At 38.9% G+C, this 21,779-nt stretch carries 20 protein-coding genes and 1 pseudogene; 3 read left to right on the forward strand and 18 right to left on the reverse strand.

The features are described 5' to 3' along the window. Window positions 1-183 precede the first annotated feature (183 nt). The 3 genes from hpf to RDY04_RS02890 form a co-directional block, all read right to left on the reverse strand. Window positions 184-732: a ribosome hibernation-promoting factor, HPF/YfiA family gene (gene hpf, locus RDY04_RS02880; RefSeq protein ID WP_295496733.1), complete on the reverse strand. Its 549-nt coding sequence runs from the start codon at window positions 730-732 to the stop codon at window positions 184-186. A 78-nt stretch (window positions 733-810) separates the two neighbouring features. Then, window positions 811-1,473, reverse strand: coding sequence for a ComF family protein (locus RDY04_RS02885; protein ID WP_303951953.1), 663 nt, complete (start codon window positions 1,471-1,473; stop codon window positions 811-813). Beyond that, entirely contained in the window at window positions 1,454-2,773 is a 1,320-nt protein-coding gene (locus tag RDY04_RS02890; RefSeq protein WP_303951956.1) for a DEAD/DEAH box helicase, read from the reverse strand. The genes RDY04_RS02885 and RDY04_RS02890 overlap by 20 nt, the downstream gene beginning before the upstream one ends. 54 nt (window positions 2,774-2,827) lie before the next feature. Between RDY04_RS02890 and RDY04_RS02895 the strand changes: the two genes are divergently transcribed. Together RDY04_RS02895 and cysK are read left to right on the forward strand one after the other, a co-directional pair. Next, entirely contained in the window at window positions 2,828-3,454 is a 627-nt protein-coding gene (locus tag RDY04_RS02895) for a YigZ family protein (protein WP_303951958.1), read from the forward strand. A gap of 101 nt (window positions 3,455-3,555) precedes the next feature. Then, window positions 3,556-4,476: a cysteine synthase A gene (cysK, locus tag RDY04_RS02900; RefSeq protein WP_303951960.1), complete on the forward strand. Its 921-nt coding sequence runs from the start codon at window positions 3,556-3,558 to the stop codon at window positions 4,474-4,476. A gap of 169 nt (window positions 4,477-4,645) precedes the next feature. Here the strand turns inward: cysK and RDY04_RS02905 are convergent, their stop codons facing one another. From RDY04_RS02905 to RDY04_RS02975, 15 genes and pseudogenes are all read right to left on the reverse strand, one after another. Next, the gene (locus RDY04_RS02905; RefSeq protein WP_295492848.1) at window positions 4,646-5,305 is read right to left on the reverse strand and encodes a CBS and ACT domain-containing protein; all 660 of its coding nucleotides are present in this window, start codon (window positions 5,303-5,305) and stop codon (window positions 4,646-4,648) included. A 134-nt stretch (window positions 5,306-5,439) separates the two neighbouring features. Then, window positions 5,440-6,150 (reverse strand): ABC transporter ATP-binding protein, encoded by a 711-nt coding sequence (locus RDY04_RS02910; RefSeq protein WP_302545747.1) that lies wholly within the window; start codon window positions 6,148-6,150, stop codon window positions 5,440-5,442. Beyond that, window positions 6,150-6,914, reverse strand: a complete 765-nt coding sequence (locus RDY04_RS02915) for an ABC transporter ATP-binding protein (protein WP_295492854.1) — start codon at window positions 6,912-6,914, stop codon at window positions 6,150-6,152. The genes RDY04_RS02910 and RDY04_RS02915 overlap by 1 nt, the downstream gene beginning before the upstream one ends. Window positions 6,915-6,916: 2 nt before the next feature. Then, the gene (locus RDY04_RS02920) at window positions 6,917-7,867 is read right to left on the reverse strand and encodes a branched-chain amino acid ABC transporter permease (RefSeq protein ID WP_003097900.1); all 951 of its coding nucleotides are present in this window, start codon (window positions 7,865-7,867) and stop codon (window positions 6,917-6,919) included. A 3-nt stretch (window positions 7,868-7,870) separates the two neighbouring features. Beyond that, complete coding sequence (locus RDY04_RS02925) at window positions 7,871-8,755, reverse strand: branched-chain amino acid ABC transporter permease (protein ID WP_303951964.1); 885 nt, start codon at window positions 8,753-8,755, stop codon at window positions 7,871-7,873. A 43-nt stretch (window positions 8,756-8,798) separates the two neighbouring features. Continuing rightward, on the reverse strand, window positions 8,799-9,974 hold the full coding sequence (locus RDY04_RS02930) for an ABC transporter substrate-binding protein (protein WP_303951966.1): 1,176 nt from the start codon (window positions 9,972-9,974) through the stop codon (window positions 8,799-8,801). Between the two features lie 154 nt (window positions 9,975-10,128). Further along, window positions 10,129-10,410, reverse strand: a complete 282-nt coding sequence (locus RDY04_RS02935; protein WP_295492865.1) for a YlbG family protein — start codon at window positions 10,408-10,410, stop codon at window positions 10,129-10,131. Further along, the gene (locus RDY04_RS02940; RefSeq protein ID WP_295492868.1) at window positions 10,403-10,852 is read right to left on the reverse strand and encodes a YlbF family regulator; all 450 of its coding nucleotides are present in this window, start codon (window positions 10,850-10,852) and stop codon (window positions 10,403-10,405) included. The genes RDY04_RS02935 and RDY04_RS02940 overlap by 8 nt, the downstream gene beginning before the upstream one ends. Window positions 10,853-10,938: 86 nt before the next feature. Then, entirely contained in the window at window positions 10,939-11,529 is a 591-nt protein-coding gene (gene clpP / locus RDY04_RS02945) for an ATP-dependent Clp protease proteolytic subunit ClpP (protein WP_295492871.1), read from the reverse strand. Window positions 11,530-11,712: 183 nt separating this feature from the next. After that, window positions 11,713-12,342 carry a uracil phosphoribosyltransferase gene (upp, locus tag RDY04_RS02950; RefSeq protein ID WP_003097908.1) on the reverse strand — a complete coding sequence of 210 codons (630 nt, stop codon included), beginning with the start codon at window positions 12,340-12,342 and terminating at the stop codon, window positions 11,713-11,715. A 97-nt stretch (window positions 12,343-12,439) separates the two neighbouring features. Then, a pseudogene (locus RDY04_RS02955) lies at window positions 12,440-13,026 on the reverse strand (levansucrase); the annotation flags it as partial. A 79-nt stretch (window positions 13,027-13,105) separates the two neighbouring features. Continuing rightward, window positions 13,106-14,269 carry a MalY/PatB family protein gene (locus RDY04_RS02960; RefSeq protein WP_303951969.1) on the reverse strand — a complete coding sequence of 388 codons (1,164 nt, stop codon included), beginning with the start codon at window positions 14,267-14,269 and terminating at the stop codon, window positions 13,106-13,108. Between the two features lie 10 nt (window positions 14,270-14,279). Then, the gene (locus tag RDY04_RS02965; RefSeq protein WP_303951971.1) at window positions 14,280-15,374 is read right to left on the reverse strand and encodes a cystathionine gamma-synthase; all 1,095 of its coding nucleotides are present in this window, start codon (window positions 15,372-15,374) and stop codon (window positions 14,280-14,282) included. Between the two features lie 294 nt (window positions 15,375-15,668). Continuing rightward, window positions 15,669-18,449 carry a cation-transporting P-type ATPase gene (locus tag RDY04_RS02970; RefSeq protein WP_303951972.1) on the reverse strand — a complete coding sequence of 927 codons (2,781 nt, stop codon included), beginning with the start codon at window positions 18,447-18,449 and terminating at the stop codon, window positions 15,669-15,671. A 116-nt stretch (window positions 18,450-18,565) separates the two neighbouring features. Next, entirely contained in the window at window positions 18,566-20,197 is a 1,632-nt protein-coding gene (locus RDY04_RS02975) for a polysaccharide biosynthesis protein (RefSeq protein ID WP_303951973.1), read from the reverse strand. 94 nt (window positions 20,198-20,291) lie between these two features. Here RDY04_RS02975 and RDY04_RS02980 point away from each other — a divergent pair, with 94 nt between their 5' ends. Then, window positions 20,292-21,737 carry a UDP-N-acetylmuramoyl-L-alanyl-D-glutamate--L-lysine ligase gene (locus RDY04_RS02980; protein ID WP_303951975.1) on the forward strand — a complete coding sequence of 482 codons (1,446 nt, stop codon included), beginning with the start codon at window positions 20,292-20,294 and terminating at the stop codon, window positions 21,735-21,737. The last annotated feature ends 42 nt before the right edge of the window (window positions 21,738-21,779 follow it).

Raw genomic sequence — 21,779 nt, forward strand, 5'->3', positions numbered from 1 at the left:
TCTTCCGAAACAGCTTATTTATAATATCATCTCTATCTTGTCTTGTCAATAACTTTTTTAAAGTTTTGGAACCTTTACGAGTTAGAGACAAATCACTTAAGACAACTTTTATATCTTAACACCCTTTTGGATAGCTGTCAAGAGGTTTTTAAAAAAATAATAAGCAGGGTATAAACCTGCTTATTATTTTGCTTCAATCAAGCCATAGTTACCATCTTCACGCTTATACAGTACGTTAGTCATATGATCTTTGCTATCAGTATAGATAAAGAAATCGTGTCCCAACAACTCCATTTGAAGAATTGCTTCTTCAACATCCATTGGTTTCAACTCAATATTTTTAGTTCTTACAACTTCAACAGTTGGTGCTTCTTCAATTTCTTCTTTATTAAATTCAGCTGAGAACACTTCACCTCTTGAAACTTTCTCACGATGCTTACGTGCAATTTTTGTTTTGTTTTTACGGATTTGTCTTTCAATCTTATCGACCACTAAGTCAATAGAACCATACATATCTTGTGAAACATCTTCTGCACGTAGTGTTACAGAACCTGTAGGGATAGTAACTTCTACTTTAGCTGTCTTTTCGCGATAAACCTTAAGATTTACACGTGCATGTAGTTCTTGGTCTTCGTTGAAGTATTTTCCAACTTTGCTAAGTTTACTTTCAACATAGTCACGAAGTGCTTCAGTTACTTCGATGTTTTCGCCACGGATACTATATTTAATCATAAAAGACCTCTTTCTCGCTTGTTAGCGTTTTCTTTATCTTTATTATATCCTTTTCATGAAAATTTGCAAGGGTTTTTATTATCTAGCCAAGGAAAAGGTCAAAACTTCTTTAACATCCAAGTCATCTAATAGTTTGACCATTTGATACAGGGTAGATCCTGTTGTGTAAATATCATCGATTATGATGATCTTACTTGGCAGCTCAATACCTTTCTTCAAACTGAAAGGATTATCTTGACTTAACCTCTCTTCGCGTGTTCTCGAGGATTGCTTCTCAATATCTCTTTTCTCAAAAATATTTTTATAGGGGATTCCCTCTAGCAATCCTTTAACTTGATTGAATCCTCTATCTTCCAAGCGTTCTTCCGACAAGGGGACAGGTACTAAGATATATCCTTTCTTTAAAAAAGACTTTAAATTGGTTTTAATTTCTTGGTGAAATATTTTTCTAAGGCAATAATCTCCCATAAATTTATAGCGACTAAAATACTCTTTCATATTTTCTTCATAACAATAAATGGCAAAATGTTTTGGAATATAGCCTTTCTTCGCCCAAATTTTGCAATCAATGCAACCATTGCGATCTATTATTTTACAACAATTTGGACATCTCCCCTTCCCAAGCTTTTTAAATTGACCTTTACAATCTTCACAAGAATACTCTCTTCTTTGTTTAAACATAATTAAATCACTTAATTGAGCTACTGATTCAATCCATTCATTACATAGTAGACACTTCATTTTCAAAGCCTCCTTTTTTATTCATTGCATTTATTTCTTTCCGACATTGCAACATTGATTTAGATAATCCTTCATGAAAGAAATAGAGTTTCCCTGTAGGCCTCTCGGGCGAACGCCCCACCCTACCACCAATCTGAATAAGACTCGAACTAGTATATAAGTGATGATTTGCCATACAAACAAAAACATCTACTTGTGGAAAGGTAACACCACGTTCGAGAATAGTTGTTGTCACTAAGATTGACAGTTCTTTTTTTCGGAATTTCTCTACGATGGTTGAACGCTCCTCGCTTTTTGATGAAACAAAGACTATGTTTTCAGTAGGAAGGTATTTTTTTAGGGTAATACTAAATTTTTCACCTATTGCTATATTTGGGAAAAAGATCAATAGAGGAAAATTTGATTTACGCTGCTTCTTAATCTGGTGAATTAGAGGACTTGGGAGCTTGCCTTTCGTCAACGACTTTTGTAACCTTCCTTGCCAAAAGAAACGAGGAAAGACTAAAGGATTTCCATGGAAGCGTCTGGCAAGGTGATGCTTTTCTAAAGCTCCAAGGCGAACTTGCTCTTCTAAAGCTAATGTAGAAGTTGCTGTTAAGTAAATATACCGACCTGTTTCCGTCTTTGCTTGTTTAACAGCATGATTTAACATGACATTCCCTACAAAGGGGAAGGCATCAACTTCGTCAACAATAATCAAGTCAAAGCTATGATAAAATTTTAGTAATTGATGAGTGGTAGCTATAACGAGCGGACTACCATCATATGGTTCACTATCAGCATGAAGCAGAGAAATACTACAAGTAAAATCTTTCTGCATACGTAGAAACAATTCTCGACAAACATCAACTCGGGGACTTGCAATGGCGACACGATTTTTATTTTCAAGAACATAGGCAACAATCTTATAAATCATCTCTGTCTTACCAGCACCAGTCACTGCATGAACTAGACTGTGTTTTTGGTTTTTATAAGTCTTTAAAAGCTTTTCCGAGACCTCATTTTGATAAGGAGTCAGTTTTCCTAACCATTTCAAGACAGGAAAATTTACTTCTGATTTTTCTGAAGGAAAGTAATAGAGTTCTTTTCCTTCTTGGTTTCGACCAAAGACAATACATGCTCTACAATAATACTGGCCATTCGGTAATTGCCAATCTCCCTCTATTTGACTATAACATCTTTTACATCTAAGTTTTTTATCAACCTTTATCATACTTTCTAATTTTACAGCCTCTGAGAGATAGTCCACTGGTAACTGTGCTTTCGTAAATAGTCGTCCATAATATTCTTTAGGTATCATATCTTTCTATTCGAAAATATGTTTGAATTCACCTTTTTATGATAAAATTTTTTTATGGACTACAAAACAATTGCCAACGATAAAATCGTTGAAGAAGAAATCAAAAAATCTCGTTTCATTTGTCATTTGAAACGTATTAGCAATGAAGAAGAAGGGAGAGAGTATATCGCTCAGATTAAGAAAAAACATCACAAGGCCAATCACTCTTGCTCTGCAATGATTGTCGGAGAAGATGGTCAAATTAAGCGCTCTAGTGATGATGGCGAACCTTCTGGAACCGCTGGTGTGCCTATGCTTACTGTTCTAGAAAAACAAGGACTTACTAATGTCGTAGCTGTTGTGACTCGTTATTTTGGAGGAATCAAACTTGGGGCAGGTGGTCTTATCCGCGCTTACTCTGGTAGCGTTGCCCATGCAATCGAAGAAATTGGACGAGTGGAAATCAAAGAGTTAATGGGCCTAATTGTAAAGTTGACCTACTCTCAATACCAAGTTTTCTCTAACTTCCTTGAAAAAGAAGGTCTCCAAGAATTTGATACAACTTTCTTATCAGAAGTTTCTACCACTTTGTTTGTTGAAGAGTCTGAGATTGAAAGACTCGGTCAAGAGCTCACTGAGTTCTATCAGGGGAAAGTTAATTATGAAATATCTGGAAAGAAAATTGTTGAGATTCCTGTCTGATAGTCAAACATTATCACAGTGATAAAGAAGATGTATTTTACAAGTTAGTTCTACCGTCGTATACTTAAAACCATCAATCAAAGATTAAGAGGATTTTAAATATGACAATTTACAACTCAATCACTGAACTTGTTGGAAAAACACCTGTTATTAAACTTAACTCTATTGTTCCAGAAGGATCAGCAGATGTTTACGTTAAAATCGAAGCATTTAACCCTGGTTCTTCAGTAAAAGACCGTATTGCTTTTCGAATGATTGAAGATGCTGAAAAAGCTGGTACGATTAAACCTGGTGATACCATTGTTGAACCAACTTCAGGTAACACTGGTATTGGTCTCGCTTGGGTTGGAGCTGCTAAAGGCTATAAAGTTGTTATCGTAATGCCTGACACAATGAGCGTTGAACGTCGTAAAATCATCCAAGCTTATGGAGCTGAACTTGTTTTGACTCCTGGTAGCGAAGGAATGAAAGGTGCTATCGCTAAGGCTAAAGAAGTTGCTGCTGAGCGCGATGGTTGGGTGCCACTCCAATTTGCTAACCCTTCAAATCCAGCTGCCCATGCTGATACAACTGGCCAAGAGATTCTTGAAGACTTTGGGGCAGATGGTTTGGATGCATTCGTAGCTGGTATCGGTACCGGTGGTACTATTTCGGGTGTTTCTAAAACTCTGAAAGCTGCTAACCCAAATATCAAAGTTTATGGTATTGAAGCTGACGAATCTGCTGTCTTGAACGGTGATAAACCAGGACCACACAAAATCCAAGGTATCTCAACTGGCTTTATCCCTGACACATTGGATACAAAATCATATGATAGCGTTGTACGTATTCCTTCTGATGAAGCTATCTCAACATCACGTACATTGGGTAGCGAGGAAGGTTTCCTAGCTGGTATCTCATCAGGTGCTGCTATTGCTGCTGCTCTTAAAGTTGCTGCTGAACTCGGCGAAGGTAAAAAAGTATTGACACTTTTGCCTGATAATGGTGAACGTTACCTTTCTACAACACTTTATGATTTCTAAAACTAACAAAAAAGAAGCTGAACATTTAATGTTCTAGCTTCTTTTTTGTTGTTAAAAACTTATAGCCAGCTGCTAATCGTTCCAATAGAAAAACAACCTGTTGCTAATATACTGACCTATAGGAGTAGGACACCGAAATAAACTCGTTTAGTCTTGACTCCTTTTCTTATTAGTCTAATTCTTTTGCTTCTGTCTCAGCAATTTCAGTAACTGTAAACCCTGCTTCTACAAAAACTTTTTTAAGGTATTCTGGTTCTACATCCCCTTCAACTTGTAGTTCAACGCGAAGCACGGTATCAGTTTTTGGTGCAACAATTGTACGTTCAATGTTGAGATTTTCACTAGAAATGAGGTTGGCAATTTTTTCTAGGACACGTGGTGTGTCTAAGACTTCAAGCCCAATACGGATTCCGGCTTGACCATAGCCAGAGATTTCCAAAAAGGCACGAAAGACATCTTTATCTGTAATAATTCCAGAAATTTGGTCATTGTCTACTACTGGAAGAACTCCAACCTTGTTTTGCAACATAATGTAGATAGCATCCTCAAGGCTAGCATATTTGGAAACAGTAAGGACATTTTTAATCATGATATCTCCTACTTTTGTCTTATTAAGGAGATAGTTCATTTCATAAATAGACAAGCTAGTTGCTTTTGATGGTGAAGCCTCCGCCATTGTACCTTCTGTAATAAGACCAACCAGTTTATCGTGTTCAATTACTGGCAAGCGGCGCAAACCTTTGTCACGCATAATGTCTGCAGCTGTTGCAACTGTTGTTTCTGGTGAAACGTAAACCACACGTTTCGTCATAAAATCTTTTACTGCCATGTTTCATTTTCCTCCGAATGATTTCTTAATTGTATTATACCACACTAGTTGTAACCGATTGCATTATTTTGCTGAAAAATTAATACCTTACAATCAGTATGAGACTATAGAAAAACGCCCTTGGGCGCTTTTTCTTATCCTCCAAGATAGGCTTTACGAACTTCGTCTGATGCAAGAAGTTCTTTACCAGTACCTGAAAGAACCACTTTACCAGTTTCAAGAACGTAACCTCGATCCGCAATTGATAAAGCCTTATTGGCATTTTGTTCAATCAAAAGAACTGTAGTTCCTTGTGCCTTGATATCTTCGATAATATCAAAAATTTCTTGAATAAAGATTGGAGCAAGCCCCATTGAAGGTTCATCCAAAAGCAAAAGTTTCGGACGACTCATAAGGGCACGACCCATCGCCAACATCTGTTGCTCACCACCAGAAAGTGTTGCAGCGTCTTGATTCTTACGCTCTTCTAGACGTGGGAAACGTTGGAAGACTTTTTTCAATAGAGTTGTGTTTTCTTCTTTATTTTTATGAAGGAAAGCACCCATTTCAAGATTTTCCATTACGGTTAATCCTGCAAAGACGTGACGTCCTTCAGGCACTTGTGCCAAACCGTCTGCAACAATCTTTCGAGCTGGTGTTTTGTGAATGTCGTTTCCAAGGTAAGAAATAGTTCCTTCAGTTGGACGAACAAGACCTGAGATTGTACGAAGAATAGATGTTTTACCTGCTCCATTGGCTCCGATAAGAGTTACAACTTCACCTTCATTAACCTCAAAGCTAACGTTTTTAACAGCCTCAATAGAACCATATTTAATTGAGAGATTTTCAACTTTTAACATAGCCATTACGCTTCACCTCCCAAGTAAGCTTCGATAACACGCTTGTTATTCTTAATTTCATCAGGTGTTCCTTCTGCAATCAAGCGTCCATATTCTAAAACATAGATACGCTCAGTAACATCCATAACCAAACTCATATCATGCTCAATCAAGATAATTGTAATACCAAAGTCTTTTTGAATTTGACGAATATGAGCAGTCAACTCAGCTGTTTCTTGTGGGTTCATACCCGCAGCTGGTTCATCAAGGAAAAGAATTTTAGGTTCCGTTGCAAGTGCACGAACAATTTCCAAATGACGTTGTTGTCCGTAAGCCAAGTTTTTCGCAAGTGTCTCTGCCTCTCCATCCAAGTTGAAGATAGCCAAGAGTTTCATAGCTTTTGCTTTTAACTCTTCTTCACTTGAATAGTACTTAGGTAAACGCAAAAGTGATGCGAAGAAGTTTGAAGGTTGCTTATTTGATAAACCAACAAGAACATTTTCAAGTACAGTCATGTCTTTGAAAAGGCGGATATTTTGGAAAGTACGTGACAAACCGAGTGACGCAATCTTGTAAGGTGCTTTACCGTTGAGAACTGTACCATCAAGCGTTACAGTCCCTTCACTTGGCTCATAGACACCAGTCAAAAGGTTGAACAAGGTTGTTTTACCAGCACCATTTGGCCCGATAAGCCCAACCAACTCACCTTCATTGAGTTCCATTGAAACGTCACCAACAGCAGTTAAACCACCAAAGTTTTTAGTTAAATTTTTAACTTCAAGAAGTGCCATTTTTATTTGCCCTCCTTAGATTTATTGAAGAATTTTGAGAGATAGAGTTCTTTTGTTCCAAGAAGCCCACCTGGACGGAAGAGCATTACAAGAATCAAAGCCAATGCGTAAATAATCATACGAAGGTTTGAAACGTTTTGGAGGAACATGTTGATAATACCAAGAACAACAGCAGCAATGATAGTACCTGTAATTGATCCAAGACCTCCAAGAACGGCAATGATAAGGTAATCAATTGATTTCATGATTGTGAAGTCTTTTGGCACGACGGTCCCGATATAGCTGACATAAAGTGAACCAGCAATCGCTGAAATCATGGCACCGATAACAAATATAATAACCTTCATTTTTGTGACATTAACACCCATTGACTCAGCAGCAATTTCATCTTCACGAAGAGTGATTGCTTGGCGACCAGTTGCTGAACGCAAGAAATTGAGTACCAAGATTGTAATGATAACAACAAAGAAATAGATGACAGGCCAGCTGGTATAAGGAAGAATTCCAGTCAAACCAGCGGCACCATTGGTCAATTCACCACCATTAACGATAATGATACGGATAATTTCAGCCATACCGAGAGTTGCAATGGCAAGATAGTCACCTTTCAAACGAAGGGTAGGTATACCAAAAATAAGGGCAACGACAGCTGCGATGATGACACCTACAACCATTGAGAGGTAGAAACCATCATAAGTTGGCATCATGCCAGTGATGATGGCTGATGAGTACGCACCGATTGCCATGAAACCGGCTTGTCCAAGTGTAAATTGTCCGGAAAAACCAAGAACTAAGTTAGTACCAAGTCCCATAAGGATTGAAATCCCAATCCCCATTAAGATTTGGATGTAGTAAAGATTCATGATACCTGAAAGTTCAAGACCTTTCAAGATAAGGAAGAGTCCAATGATAAGACCAAACCAAATAAGGTTTACTTTTAGATTTTTCTTCATGCCTTACACCTTCTCTTTCACATTTTTACCGAGAATACCCGCTGGACGAAGCAAGAGGATAACTATCAAGACACCATAAACGATGGCATCACGGTAACTTGATAAACCAATTGCGGTTGACAAAGTCTCCAAAATACCGATAACAAAACCACCGAGTGCTGCACCAGGAATAATACCGATACCACCAAGAACAGCGGCAACAAAAGCTTTAATCCCTGGAGTCATCCCCATAAGAGGTTCAATTGAGTTATAGTAAAGACCAATGAGGACACCGGCAGCCCCTGCAAGTGATGATCCAAGAGCAAAAGTGAAGCTAATCGTATTATTAACATTAATACCCATCAACTCTGCTGCGTCGCTATCTACAGAGACAGCACGCATAGCTTTACCCATCTTAGTCTTCTTAACAATCAACTGAAGAGCAACCATAAGTACAAGAGCAACTACCAAAATGAGCAATTGCACATTTGTCACAGAGATTGACCCAAAATGATAAGTATACATTTTGATTGATTGTGGGAATGAACGTGTATCTGCACCTACAAAGTAAACCATGATGTATTCAAGGAAGAATGACACACCGATGGCCGTTATCAAGGCAGAAATACGTGTTGAATTACGCAATGGGCGATAAGCCAAGAATTCAATGACTACCCCTAAAATTGCACAGACAATCATAGAAAACACAAGGGCAATCCAGAAGTTCATCTTCAAGCTGTTAATCGCATAGTAACCAACGAAAGCACCCATCATGTAGATGTCTCCGTGGGCAAAGTTAATCAATTTGATAATCCCATAAACCATGGTATATCCAAGGGCAAGTAGTGCATAGATACTACCCAAGATAATACCATTGACTAGTTGTTGGGGAAGTTGTTCAAAAAACATATATAACCAAACTTTCTAGTTCAATTTCAGTATAGATAATAGATTATTTTTCAATTTCAACGGCTTCCGCTGAAACTTCTTTACCATTATCTCTTTTAACCATAAGAGCTGCTTTAATAGGGTTATGATTCTGGTCAATTGTCATTTTACCGGTAACCCCAACAAAGTTTTTCAGATTTGCCAAATTATCAGCGATATCTACTGATGTTTTCGCACCTTTTGATGCTTCTGCAACCATATAAACAGAATCGTAAGCTAGAGCAGCAAACATATTTGGTTCAGTTTTGTAAGCTTTCTTATATGCTTCAATGAAACCAGATGCCTTGTCAGAAAGAGCAATATTTGTTGAATACCCTGATACATAGTAGACGTTCGAAGCATTCTTTTTACCTGCAAGCTCTGTAAATTTCGCATCACTGAATCCGTCAGGTCCTAGAATTGGTTTATCAATTCCAAGGTCACGTGCTTGTTTTGTAATAATTCCAGTCTCAGTATAGTAACCAGGCATTACAATCGCATCATAATCAAGGTCTTTAAATTTAGTCAAAGCTGACTGATAGTCCTTGTCACCTGACGCAAAGGTAGCCTCAGTAACAATTTGACCTTTATATTCACGCTTGAATTCATCCGCAATACCCTTGGCATAATCCGAAGCATTATCATAGTAGAGAACTACTTTCTTAGCATTCAAATTATTGTAAGAATAAACCGCCAAAACTTTACCTTGGTAACTATCCTTAAAGGTTGTACGGAAAACAAATTTCTTAGCTCCGTTAGCATCTACCGTAAGGTCATCCTGCGTACCTGAAGGTGTCATCAAAGGAACCCCTGTTTTTTGTGACACGAGGCTAGCAGCAGCAACAGCACCTGATGTCGCTGGACCAACGATAGCATTTACATTACTCTGAATAGCCAGGTTCGTTGAAGATGTTGAAGCTTCAGCATTTTCAGATTTATTATCTTTTGTGACGAGCTCTAGATTTTTGCCGTCAACGCCACCTGCTTTATTAATTTCATCAACAGCCAACTTAATACCATTCTGCTCCGCCTTACCATAGGCCGCAACAGCACCTGTCAACTCCATGTTAACACCAATTTTGATTGTATCCCCAATCTTAGTACCTTTGGCATTAGCAGTCACATCTGGTGACTTGCCACAGGCAACCAAGAAAATGGAAGCAAAAAAGGCTAACACAATAAGTGTGATCTTTTTAGACATAAGATTTCTCCTTAATATTTTCTTAAAAAAGTCCACCTTATAGATTACAGAATTATCAGACAATTGTCAACCACACATAACTAATCCTCAACTACAGTAATCGTTTCCATTGCTTTTAAACTAACACTTTAAGAATAGAAAACTTTTCTCCTAGCTAAAGAGAAAAGTTTTTAAAATGTTCAGGGACAGAGGTGTCGTAGCGTTCCAGACTACCTACAAAATCCATATCAATATCAGAATAATAAGAAGGAAGAACTTTTTTGACCGCCTTCATTCCTTCAAGCTCTGTCAAGATGTCCTTAACCCTGTCTTGATCTACATAAAGGTGTACATAACGCATCTTATAAGAATGGTAGACAACATCGCCAAACTTGGCAATTTTACGTAAGTCTCTATTATAGTATAAATAAACAATAATTCCTTGACGCTTAATCATGACTCATCTTCTCCTTTATGTTAGTGTCACCCTTTTTATGATGAGGTTTATGAGGTGCAAGAGGTAGCCCAGTATCAATGAAAATCTGATTTGAGATAGCTTGAGCAACCTCCTCGCCAAGTGAAGCTAGTATTATCTGCAAATCGAACTCCGCCTGACGATAGCCTATAACCACCTCGTTTAGATCAATTTGGCGCTTCATTCGCAAAACCTGACGTTTCAAGTCCCTCACCTCTGGTCTAAAAGACTCATACTCCTTAGCCTTATCATAGCTTTCCTTTAATTCCTGAAATTCCAAAAGTAGCTCTTGAAGTTCTCTGGTATTTTCAAATTTCTGCCGTTTTAAACGGTAATTCTCTACTTCTGGCAGTCTTAGAAAATGTAAAACAAGACTGTCTATTGCTTGATCAATAGCAAGTAGCTCCTCATTGATTATTAACATGTTTCCTATTATAGCACAAAAAGTCAGATGAAATGGTTCTTATATAAACCGATTAGCATCTGACTTTTATCTTAGATAAGCTAAGCTTATTTTAATTGGTTGTTGGCCATGATTTCATCAATGAAGCCATATTCAAGTGTTTCTTGGGCACTCATCCAATTATCACGTTCAGCATCGACATGAACTTTTTCAATTGACTGACCAGAATTATCAGCCAAGATTTGCTCCAAGTTATTACGAGTCTTGAGCAAGTGTTCAGCTGCGATAGCCATATCCGTTTGTTGAGTACCACCACCAGTACCACCCATTGGTTGGTGAATCATGTATTCTGCATTTGGCAACATGAAACGTTTACCTTTGGTACCGCTTGAAGCGATAATTGTACCCATTGATGCTGCCATACCCATAACAATGGTTTGAACATCAGACTTGATGAAGTTCATTGTATCAACAATGGCAAGACCAGCTGAAACTGATCCACCTGGTGTATTAACATAAAGATAGATATCTTTTGTATTGTCTTGAGCATCCAAGAACAAGAGTTGAGCGATAATTGAGTTTGCCATATTATCTTCTACAGGACCTGTTAACATGATAATACGATCCTTGAGCAAACGTGAGTAAATGTCATAAGAACGTTCACCACGTGATGTTTGTTCAATAACTACAGGAATCATATGAATTCTCCTTTTAATATTGTCTTGATGTTATTATATGATTTTAGTCAAATTAGGTCAAATAAAAAACATCTTTCTTAGCACTCATTTAAAAAGAGTGCTAAATAAGTAAAAAACAGGTTATTATTGAGATTTTCCTAAGTCATTACCCTATTAAAAAAAGGGAGATTTTCCCTTTTCGACTTATTTTGTACCAAACAGACGGTCACCTGCATCTCCAAGACCTGGAACAATATAACCATTCTCATTAAGTTTCTCATCCAAAGATGCTGTGTATATATCAATATCTGGGTGAGCATCTTGCAATTTTTTGACACCTTCTGGTGCGGCAACTAAACATACAAACTTGATATTAGCTGCTCCACGTTTTTTAAGTGAATCCACCGCCAAAATTGCTGAACCACCAGTTGCAAGCATTGGGTCCACTACAAAAATCTGACGTTGATCAATATCTTCTGGCAATTTAACCAAGTACTCAACTGGCTCAAGTGTTTCTTCATCACGGTACATACCAATATGACCAACTTTTGCTGCAGGTACGAGGCTAAGCAAACCATCGACCATACCAATACCCGCACGAAGGATTGGAACAATTGCCAATTTTTTACCAGAAAGTTGTTTTTGAACTGTTTTTGTAATTGGTGTTTGAATTTCAACCTCTTCAAGAGGGAGATCACGCGATACTTCATAACCCATAAGCATAGCGATTTCATCAACCAACTCACGGAAGTCCTTAGTAGAGGTATCCTCACGACGTAAGATTGAGAGTTTATGTTGAATCAATGGATGTGAAATAACTTGAAATTTACCCATAATAGTTTCTTCCTTTGCTTTATATTCACTCTATTATATCAAAAACACAAAAAAAACGCTTGCTTTACTTGCAAACGTTTTTGAAAAGGGTCAAATTTTATTTTTTAGGTAGATGAATCTTACCTGTAACTAAAACATAGCCAAAAAGTGCTAAGCTACCAATAACCGCAAAGAAGGCTGCCAAAATTGAAAGAATCTTCTGAATCACTTGGTATCTTAGGAGTTGTAGCAAGTTTGACAGCAACTTTAGTGTTGTTGTCTCTCATCAGACTTAGTTACTTTATCAGCTGATGGCTGATTATTATCTGCTGGTTTAGAAGTCTTATCATCAGAAGAATGGTTTCCATCTGTTGGATTTACTGGAGTTTCTGATTTATCTGCTTTCTTATCTTCACCGTCTTTAACAGTTAACACACCGTGAGCATCAGAAATTCTCGTTGAACCGTCGACTGTAAGCATGTGGTTTAAGACCATAATCTAACACCGCTTAATAATCCACGTTAAAGTCCTCATTTGGCAATTTAGCACTGTTTTGATCAGCCACATGTACCAAGATTTCACCAGGTTTATCCCAAATCCAGTCCTTTGGTTGGTCATCTTAGGAAGAACTTCTGTAGTATCAGCTTCATTCATTTTAATGAGGAAGCTTGGAGCCCATGTCGATTTATTCTCAGCACTCAGCAATACTACTACGGTTAATAAGGAAAATCTCAAAAGAAGACTCCGTCTTCAATTTAAGGTGATGCCATTTGCTTCACTTTTCTTAATTTCCAAAGACAGAAACCAAACGTTTCACACCTTCAGCAACAACTTTAGTTGGCGTAGCTACGTTAAATCGGAAATGTTTTTCTCCTTCGGAACCGAAAGTAATACCGTCATTTAGCACTACCTTGGCTTCTTCTTTAAGTAAACGTCCAAGTTCATTATGATCTTGATCATAAGCTGAAAAATCAAGCCAGACCAGGTAAGTTCCCTCAGGTTTCATGACTTTGATATTAGTCTTTTCACTAAGTTCCTTGGTTAAAAGGTCAATATTAGTTTCAAAGACAGTTTTCAATTCCTCTAACCAAGGTTGACCGTAGGTAAAGGCAGCTTGGGTTGTAATCAAACCAATGGTTGGAATTTCATGTTGATTATTAGCCAATTGTTTTTGTTTAAAGGACTTACGCAAGTCTTCATTTTCAATGATGGTAAAACTATTCTTGGTACCAGCAATATTAAAGGTTTTAGTAGCCGAACTAAGGACCAAAGTGAAATCCTTATAGGCGTCTGAAATTGTATTTAGAGAGATATGCTTATTTCCATACAAGGCCAAGTCTTGATGGATTTCATCAGATACCAAGAGAACACCATGTTTCTGGCAAAGGTCTGCTACCTTGGTCAATTCTTCCTTAGTCCAGACACGACCACCTGGATTATGTGGACTACAAAAGACATAGAGTTTTACATCATTGTCTACGATATCACGTTCCAATTGCTCAAAATCAATTTCAAAATGCCCGTTAACCTTAACAAGACTATTCTCAATCAACTTGCGATTATTCAAGCGGACAGAACGAGCAAAAGACGGATAAACTGGTGTATTAATGAGAACAGCATTGCCTTCTTTCGTAAAGGCTTGAATAGCTGTTGAAATGGCTGGAACAACACCTTCAATAAGGACAATGCTCTCCTTATCAATTGAATAGCCATGTTGATTTTTTTCCCAATCAATGATGGACTGATAAAGCTCATCACTTGGATAAGGGTAACCAAAGATATGCGTTTCAGCATAGTTGATGACCGCTTCTCTAATTTCAGGGACAGGTAAGAAGTCCATGTCAGCAACCCAAAGCTCAAGTAGTTCTGGATTACTTTCGGCTTCGTGCCATTTCATAGTGTTTTGATTTAAGCGATTTGGTTGTGTTGTAAAATCATAACGTGTCATAGATAACTCCTTAAAGACTAAGGGCATTTTCCAAGTCAGCAATCAAATCCTCTGCTGCTTCAATACCAATTGAAAGACGAAGCAAGTCATCCGTTAATCCATACGAAGCACGCACTTCACTTGGAATATCTGCGTGAGTTTGTGTTGTTGGATAAGTAATCAAACTTTCAACACCACCCAAACTTTCCGCAAAGGTGAAGACCCTAAGAGTATTGATAATAGTTGGAATCTTATCTTGGTTAGCCACTTTGAAGGAAATCATCCCACCCTTACCTGGGTAGAGAACCTCTTTAACAGCTGGTGACTTTTCTAAGAAAGCTACAACTTCTTGAGCATTAGCTGTTGATGCCTCCATACGAAGTTTTAGGGTCTTAAGTCCACGCATGAGCATATAGCTATCAAATGGGGACAAGTTTGGACCAGTCGTATTGAGGTTATAATAAAGTTTATCGTAGAATTCTGGATTGCTAGTCACAACAACACCAGCCAGGACATCATTATGCCCTGATAGGTATTTAGTAGCTGAATGTACAACGATATCAGCACCTTGAGTAAGCGGGTTTTGGTAGATTGGGCTATAGAAGGTATTATCAACAATAACCACCGCACCCTTATCATGAGCAATTTTTGCCACTTTTTCAATATCAAACTCAATCATAAGTGGGTTTGTCGGTGTTTCGATGTAAACAATATCGGTATCTTCTGTAATAGCCGCAATCATCTCATCTTCTGTATTTGTGTATTCAAAAAAGAAACGGCCCTCTTTTTCCTTGTCATTAAACCAACGGAAAGAACCTCCGTAAAGGTCACGCGCAGCTACAACCTTACTGCCTACCGGGAAAATTTCAAAGGCCAAAACAATGGCGCTCATCCCTGAACTTGTCGCAATAGCATAATCTGCTTTTTCAATAGCTGCAAGTGTTTTTTCCACTGTTGCGCGTGTTGGATTTTTAGTTCGTGTATAGTCAAAACCAGTAGAATGACCAAATTCTGGATGTTGGTAAGTTGTTGAAAAATGAATTGGTGAAGCCAAGGCTCCTGTTGCTTCATCCGAATTGATTCCTGCGTGTGCCAAAATGGTTTCTAATTGATATTCTTGTGTCATAATGTGCCCTTTCTACATGGTAAAGTGGATATACTCCATATCTATGACCTCTATTTTATCACTATTTTCTGAAAAATAATGGTAAGTCCATCATACGGATTCTTGATAGTTAGTTATAGTTTATTTCTATAACCTAAAAAGACAGATAGATACTGACTCTAATTTAAAATAAGGCCAATTTTTGAGATTGTCAAAAGTAAGTTTTCAAGCATCAAAAAGTGCCTGAAACATTATAATTTCAAGCACTAAGAAACGATTTAAAAGTCTTGCTTCAATCTAAGCTAAGCCACCGACTTACTTTTTATCAAATAAGCGATATCTGATTTCTTCCAAAGCCATAATAACAAATGGACAAGCAAGTAAATAGAGCCAATCATCAAGTCCAATAGGCGCAGTGTTAAATAACGTGTGGAAGAAAGGCACGTAAGACAGGATGATAAAGAGAACAATTTCTAAAACAATCCCTAAGCTAATAATCCGATTAGCAAATGGTTTAACTTGGAAAATAGATCCCCTACCCTTGCGACTATTCATAGCCATACCAATTTGGGTAAAGATAATAGCTCCTAAGGTCATGGTAGTTGCCTCTCGATAGAGAGGACCTGAACTGGTCAAATGGTTTAAGTTACCTTGATTAACCCAATAATTAAGGAAGAAAGCCCCCATAGCTAAGGCTGCTTCAATCAGTCCATACCAAGCAAAGGCTTTTAAGAGTAATCGTCGGTTTAACAAACGATCTGATAGGCGTCTTGGTGGCCTGTCCATAACGCCTTCTTCAGGTGGCTCAACCCCTAGTCCCAAAGCTGGCATCATATCCGTTCCCAGGTCAATAGCTAGGATTTGCATAACTGTTAAGGGAAGAGGAATGCGTCCCAGAGAGAACAAGAAGAAGGAAGAGGGTACGGCTTCTGGCGTGTTGGAATTAAAAATATAAGTCAGGAATTTTTGAATATTTCGATAAACGGCACGTCCTTCTTCAACAGCATGGACAATAGAAGCAAAGTGATCATCCGTTAAAATCATATCGGCAGATTCCTTGGCTACGTCAGTTCCCGATACCCCCATAGCTACACCGATATCAGCCTTTTTAAGAGCAGGGGCATCATTAACACCATCACCAGTAACAGCAACAACCTCACCAAGTTCCTGAAGTGCATTGACCACACGATATTTTTGCTCGGGAGCCACACGAGCAAAAACGATTTCGCCTTTAAGAGCTTCTTTGAGCTCTTCGTCGGTCATATCTGCCAGTTCAAGTCCTGAAACAACACGGGCATTGTCACCTTTTACAATTCCAATTTTCTTGGCAATACTAAGAGCTGTCAACCCATAGTCACCTGTCACCATGATAATGCGAATACTGGCACGGTGACATTGCTCAATTGCTTCACGGACACCTTGACGTGGGGGATCACTCATGGCAACGAGTCCCACAAAGACCATATCTTCTTCGAGGGTCCGCATATCCCACTCGTCTTCTTTGATATGTTGGCTTTCCAAAGGACGATAAGCAACAGCTAAAACACGCAAGCCGTCACGAGCAAATTGGTCGTTAGCAGCAAGAATAGCTTGACGTTCTGTAGTGGTCATAGATTTGATTGCTCCTTGACCATCGTAATAGTCTGAGCAAAGTTCCATCACTTCTTTAGGCGCACCCTTAGTGATGGAAATATGATGACTGCCATCCAAACCTTTTTCGAGGCGATGTACCGTTGTCATCCGTTTACGATCAGAATCAAAGGGAATTTCTTTAATACGAGGCGCCCAGGTGTGGTTGTCATTTAAATCAAGTCCTGCTTTTTCTGCAAGAATATTAAGACAAGCTTCAGTCGGATCTCCTAAGACTGTATAATTGGGATTTTCAGCGCTTGGTGCCACCACTTGAGCATTACTAGCCAAATGAGAAAAGCGGACCAGACGATTCAAAAGAGAATTTTCTTTAAGAGAAACAGGGTGACCATCCTGCTCAATGTTTCCTTCTGGTGCGTAACCTAGCCCAGTTACCTCATAATTACCTGACAAGGTCCATAAGTGATTAACTGTCATCGCATTTTGCGTTAGGGTCCCTGTTTTATCTGAGCAAATAACAGAGGTTGCTCCAAGAGTCTCAACAGAAGACAATTTCTTCACTAAAGCATGTTCTTTAGCCATGCGCTGAACGGCCATGGCTAGAGAGAGAGTAACTGTGGGAAGAAGTCCCTCAGGAATAAAGGCCACAATCATCCCCAATGCAAAAATAAAGGCTTGAGACAAAGGCTGATGGACAAATAGAGTCGCTGCTACCATAAAGAAGAGACCAACAGACACCGCAATAACTGAAATCTGTTTGGTCAAATGGTCTAGTTCCTTTTGCAGTGGACTTTTTTCCTGAGCTAGGTTTTGCGTCAAGTCTGCAATTTGGCCGAACTCAGTTTCCATACCGATGGCTGATACTATAAAACGTCCAGAACCAGCGGAAACTGTGGTACCTGCAAATACCATATTGTCATATTCCAAATCAGTCTTATCAGGAGTCAAATCCGCTTGGTCTGATTTATAAATAGGATTAGACTCACCAGTGAGGGCCGATTGATTAACCTGCAAATCTGTCACAGCGACCAAGCGTCCATCTGCAGAAATACGGTCTCCTTCTTCAATGAAAACCAAGTCCCCTGGCACCAAGTCCTGAGCAAGAATCTTATCTTCTTTCCCATCCCGAAGAACCCTTGTGTAAGATGGAAGAAGCTTATTAAGGGCTGCCGTAGCCTGACTTGCTCTATGTTCTTGAATAAAACTAAAGAGACCATTAATAATGTTGACCAACCAAATAGCAATCCCCAACTCCAAGCTATGAGAAATCACAGCAATAAAGCCACCAACCCACAATAAGAGGGCCATGAGACTGGTAAAATGCCTGAAAAAGGTCAGCCAAATAGGTTCTTTCTTACTTTCTTTCAACTGGTTAGGACCATAAGTTGCTTGTCTCTTTTTTACTTCTTGTGAGTTTAACCCTTGAAGACTAGTTTGCAACACCTGATAAACCTGATCAGGGGCACAGGTTCCTAATTTAGTACCTTTCTGTCTAGAATTACTCATAATCCTTTCCTCGATTCTAAATCATTAAAGCGATTTCATATTTTTACACCTATTATACTCTTTTTTTCAAAAAAGGTTGAAAAGAAAAACCAAGCCACATAACTTGGTTTCAAATACTATTTAATATGTAATTTAGCTCGTAATCTACCTGCTCGTGCGCCAAGCAATTGGTCAGCCATACGTGTCACAAGAGCAAGCACTCCATAGACTAAAACGCCAAGACCTCCTCCAATCACTAAGTGAATCACACTACCCATACGACTTGTTGGAGATAGGATAAATTGGAATAACCAATAGAAAACAGCAACTGGAATAACCATGAGCATTGTAAGAATACAGATGAGTAAGGCTTTTCTAAAGACTGTCTTACGACTAAAGTGAGTAACTGTGTGAAGGCGATTATACATCAAAGCAATAGGAACCCCTAACCCAATGGCTGTCGAAATAACCGGACCAAGAGCTCCCAAGAAAATAATCAACGGTAGCTGTAGAATGGCCTTAACCAGCACCCCAATCGCAAAATAATTGATAGCTTTACGGGTCTCAAAGATGGCCTGAAGCATTGGTGCTAAAACACTATACAAGGCCAGGAAAATCACTTGAATCAAACTAGCTACAAAGAGTAAGTGAGCCTGACTATCCGGTGCACCATAAAAAACGGTGTAGAGAGGTTTGGCTAGAATCACTGATCCTGCAATAGCAGGAACAATAAAGAGCAAGAGTAACTGTAGATTATTAATAATGAGTTTGGCTGCTCCCCGAAGATCCTTTTTTACCATATTTTCCGTTAAGAGTGGGATTCCTACCCCAGCAATAGAAATAGCAACAGCAATCAAAATCATAGTAATCTTACTTGGGTTTGAAGACAAATAAGCATAGAGAACCTGAAGCTGACTGTTACTATAGCTTGTAAACTTCTCCATAGTACGAATAAAGGTCCATTGGTCAATCAACTGGAAAAGTTGAATCGCTGATCCAGTAATAATGAAGGGAATGGCTTCCTTAAATGTCTCAATAACAATTACAGTTGGATTGATATCAGGATGAACGGCCTGCTTACCAAAAAGGCTCTTGAGCTTGCCTTCTTTCCAAAGATAGAAGAAAAGTACCCCATAACTAGCCAACATACCGATGAAAGCGGCAAAAGTCGATTGGACAACTGCAGTCACATAGTCACCTGTACCAATTTTCATGATGAAGAAGGTCGCCAAAAGCATCCAAATAACACGGATAATCTGCTCTGCTATCTGACTTAGGGCATAGGGCTTCATGTTGTTAAAGCCCTGGAAAAAGCCTCGTAAAACAGACATAGATGGGAAAATAACAACCGCCCAAGAAAGACTGCGCATGACGCGAACCAGATCCTCGTCTCCCCCAGAAAGGTAAGACATCCACGGCGAAGCAAAGTACATGAACACGCCAAAGATCAGTCCGAGACCAATCATGTAATACAAGATACGCTTGAGTAAGAAGAAACTCGTCTCCATCTTTCCAAGCGTGTTATATTTTGACACCTGTTTGGCAATTGCGACTGGAATCCCTGCTGTAGAAATTAAAAGGAAAAGGGCATAAATGTTATACCCTTGACCAAAGAGGGCATTGGCTTGGTCGCCCTGTTTACCCATCCAAGCATACCAAGGAATAATGTAAAGTGCCCCTAAGAGACGACTGATAATATTGGATGCTGTCATCCATGCCGTCCCTCTTAGCATTTGCTGCTGCTGCCTGTCAGTTTTAGTTTCAGTCATAATTTTCTTTCTAGATAATAAAATACAATCTAGTTAATTATAAACTTTTGGCTCTGACTTGTAAAACAAGAACATTAAGGCTAAAATAGGAACTATGATTACTATTGAACAAGTTCTAGAGGTTCTTAAAAAGGACCATAATTTTAGAGATATCATCGATCAAGACAACTACTACTATTCATGGACTGGGGTGACCTTTGATCATCTTTCTTACGACAGTCGTGATGTCACACCATCTTCCCTCTTCTTTGCCAAAGGGGCTGCCTTTAAGCCTGAATTTTTAGAGAATGCTATCAAAGCGGGATTGAGTTTCTACGTAGCTGAAAAAGATTATCAAGTGGGAATTCCTGCTATTATCGTATCAGATATTAAGCAGGCTATGAGCCTCGTTGCTCAGGCCTTCTACCAATACCCTCAAGACAAGCTTAAATTGCTGGCTTTTACTGGGACAAAAGGGAAAACTACAGCAGCTTACTTTGCCTTCAATATTCTCAAGCAAAGTCATAAACCTGCTATGCTTTCAACCATGAACACGACACTAGACGGAAAAAACTTCTTCAAGTCTACCTTAACAACACCGGAGAGTTTGGACCTTTTCCGTATGATGGCTGAAGCTGTTGCTAATGGCATGACCCATCTGATTATGGAGGTCTCAAGTCAGGCCTATCTAACCAAACGTGTTTATGGGTTAACCTTTGATGTAGGTGCCTTTCTTAACATCAGTCCAGACCACATCGGGCCTATTGAACACCCAAACTTTGAAGACTACTTCTACCACAAGCGTCTGCTCTTGGAAAATAGTCGAGCTGTTATCGTCAATAGCGGTATGGATCACTTCGAGTTTGTTGCAGAGGAAGTCGCTGATAAAGACCACGACTTCTATGGTAAGGACTCCGAGAATACCGTTCAACATAGCTCAGGATTTAGCTTTAAAACAAAAGGTAAACTAGCTGGTGATTACGATATCCAACTCATCGGTGACTTTAATCAGGACAATGCTATGGCCGCTGGTCTAGCCGGCTTACGTCTTGGAGCCAGTCTTGAAGACATCAAAAAAGGGATTGCTCAAACCTCTGTTCCAGGGCGTATGGAGGTTCTAACCCAAACTAATGGGGCTAAGACATTTGTTGACTATGCTCACAATGGTGACAGCCTAGACAAGCTCTTACAAGTCGTAACTGACCATCAAAAAGGTAAGATTACTTTGATACTAGGGGCTCCTGGAAATAAGGGGGAAAGCCGTCGTAAAGACTTTGGTCATGTCCTCAACACTTACCCCGAGGTAGATGTCATCTTGTCTGCTGATGACCCTAACAAGGAAGACCCCCTTACCATCTGTCAAGAAATTGCTAGTCATATCAATCGTAAAGTTCGTATCATTGTCGATCGAGAAGAAGCCATCAAAACAGCCATGTCTGAGACTACAGACTCCAAAGACGCTGTGGTTATTGCCGGTAAAGGTGCTGATGCTTTCCAAATCATAAATGGGAAACGTGATAACTATGCTGGCGATATTGAAGTCGCTAAAAAATATTTGTAAATAATAACTTAAAAAGCCAATTGAGATGAAGATCATCATCTC

The sequence above is a fragment of the uncultured Streptococcus sp. genome (genome assembly GCF_902463925.1).
Taxonomy (GTDB): Bacteria; Bacillota; Bacilli; order Lactobacillales; family Streptococcaceae; genus Streptococcus.

Bases quoted from the DNA above. Each gene is read 5' to 3' on its own strand.
- hpf (WP_295496733.1), bottom strand. From the start codon at position 732: ATGATTAAATATAGTATCCGTGGCGAAAACATCGAAGTAACTGAAGCA.
- RDY04_RS02885 (WP_303951953.1), bottom strand. From the start codon at position 1,473: ATGAAGTGTCTACTATGTAATGAATGGATTGAATCAGTAGCTCAATTA.
- RDY04_RS02890 (WP_303951956.1), bottom strand. From the start codon at position 2,773: ATGATACCTAAAGAATATTATGGACGACTATTTACGAAAGCACAGTTA.
- RDY04_RS02895 (WP_303951958.1), top strand. From the start codon at position 2,828: ATGGACTACAAAACAATTGCCAACGATAAAATCGTTGAAGAAGAAATC.
- cysK (WP_303951960.1), top strand. From the start codon at position 3,556: ATGACAATTTACAACTCAATCACTGAACTTGTTGGAAAAACACCTGTT.
- RDY04_RS02905 (WP_295492848.1), bottom strand. From the start codon at position 5,305: ATGGCAGTAAAAGATTTTATGACGAAACGTGTGGTTTACGTTTCACCA.
- RDY04_RS02910 (WP_302545747.1), bottom strand. From the start codon at position 6,150: ATGGCTATGTTAAAAGTTGAAAATCTCTCAATTAAATATGGTTCTATT.
- RDY04_RS02915 (WP_295492854.1), bottom strand. From the start codon at position 6,914: ATGGCACTTCTTGAAGTTAAAAATTTAACTAAAAACTTTGGTGGTTTA.
- RDY04_RS02920 (WP_003097900.1), bottom strand. From the start codon at position 7,867: ATGAAGAAAAATCTAAAAGTAAACCTTATTTGGTTTGGTCTTATCATT.
- RDY04_RS02925 (WP_303951964.1), bottom strand. From the start codon at position 8,755: ATGTTTTTTGAACAACTTCCCCAACAACTAGTCAATGGTATTATCTTG.
- RDY04_RS02930 (WP_303951966.1), bottom strand. From the start codon at position 9,974: ATGTCTAAAAAGATCACACTTATTGTGTTAGCCTTTTTTGCTTCCATT.
- RDY04_RS02935 (WP_295492865.1), bottom strand. From the start codon at position 10,410: ATGATTAAGCGTCAAGGAATTATTGTTTATTTATACTATAATAGAGAC.
- RDY04_RS02940 (WP_295492868.1), bottom strand. From the start codon at position 10,852: ATGTTAATAATCAATGAGGAGCTACTTGCTATTGATCAAGCAATAGAC.
- clpP (WP_295492871.1), bottom strand. From the start codon at position 11,529: ATGATTCCTGTAGTTATTGAACAAACATCACGTGGTGAACGTTCTTAT.
- upp (WP_003097908.1), bottom strand. From the start codon at position 12,342: ATGGGTAAATTTCAAGTTATTTCACATCCATTGATTCAACATAAACTC.
- RDY04_RS02960 (WP_303951969.1), bottom strand. From the start codon at position 14,269: ATGACACGTTATGATTTTACAACACAACCAAATCGCTTAAATCAAAAC.
- RDY04_RS02965 (WP_303951971.1), bottom strand. From the start codon at position 15,374: ATGACACAAGAATATCAATTAGAAACCATTTTGGCACACGCAGGAATC.
- RDY04_RS02970 (WP_303951972.1), bottom strand. From the start codon at position 18,449: ATGAGTAATTCTAGACAGAAAGGTACTAAATTAGGAACCTGTGCCCCT.
- RDY04_RS02975 (WP_303951973.1), bottom strand. From the start codon at position 20,197: ATGACTGAAACTAAAACTGACAGGCAGCAGCAGCAAATGCTAAGAGGG.
- RDY04_RS02980 (WP_303951975.1), top strand. From the start codon at position 20,292: ATGATTACTATTGAACAAGTTCTAGAGGTTCTTAAAAAGGACCATAAT.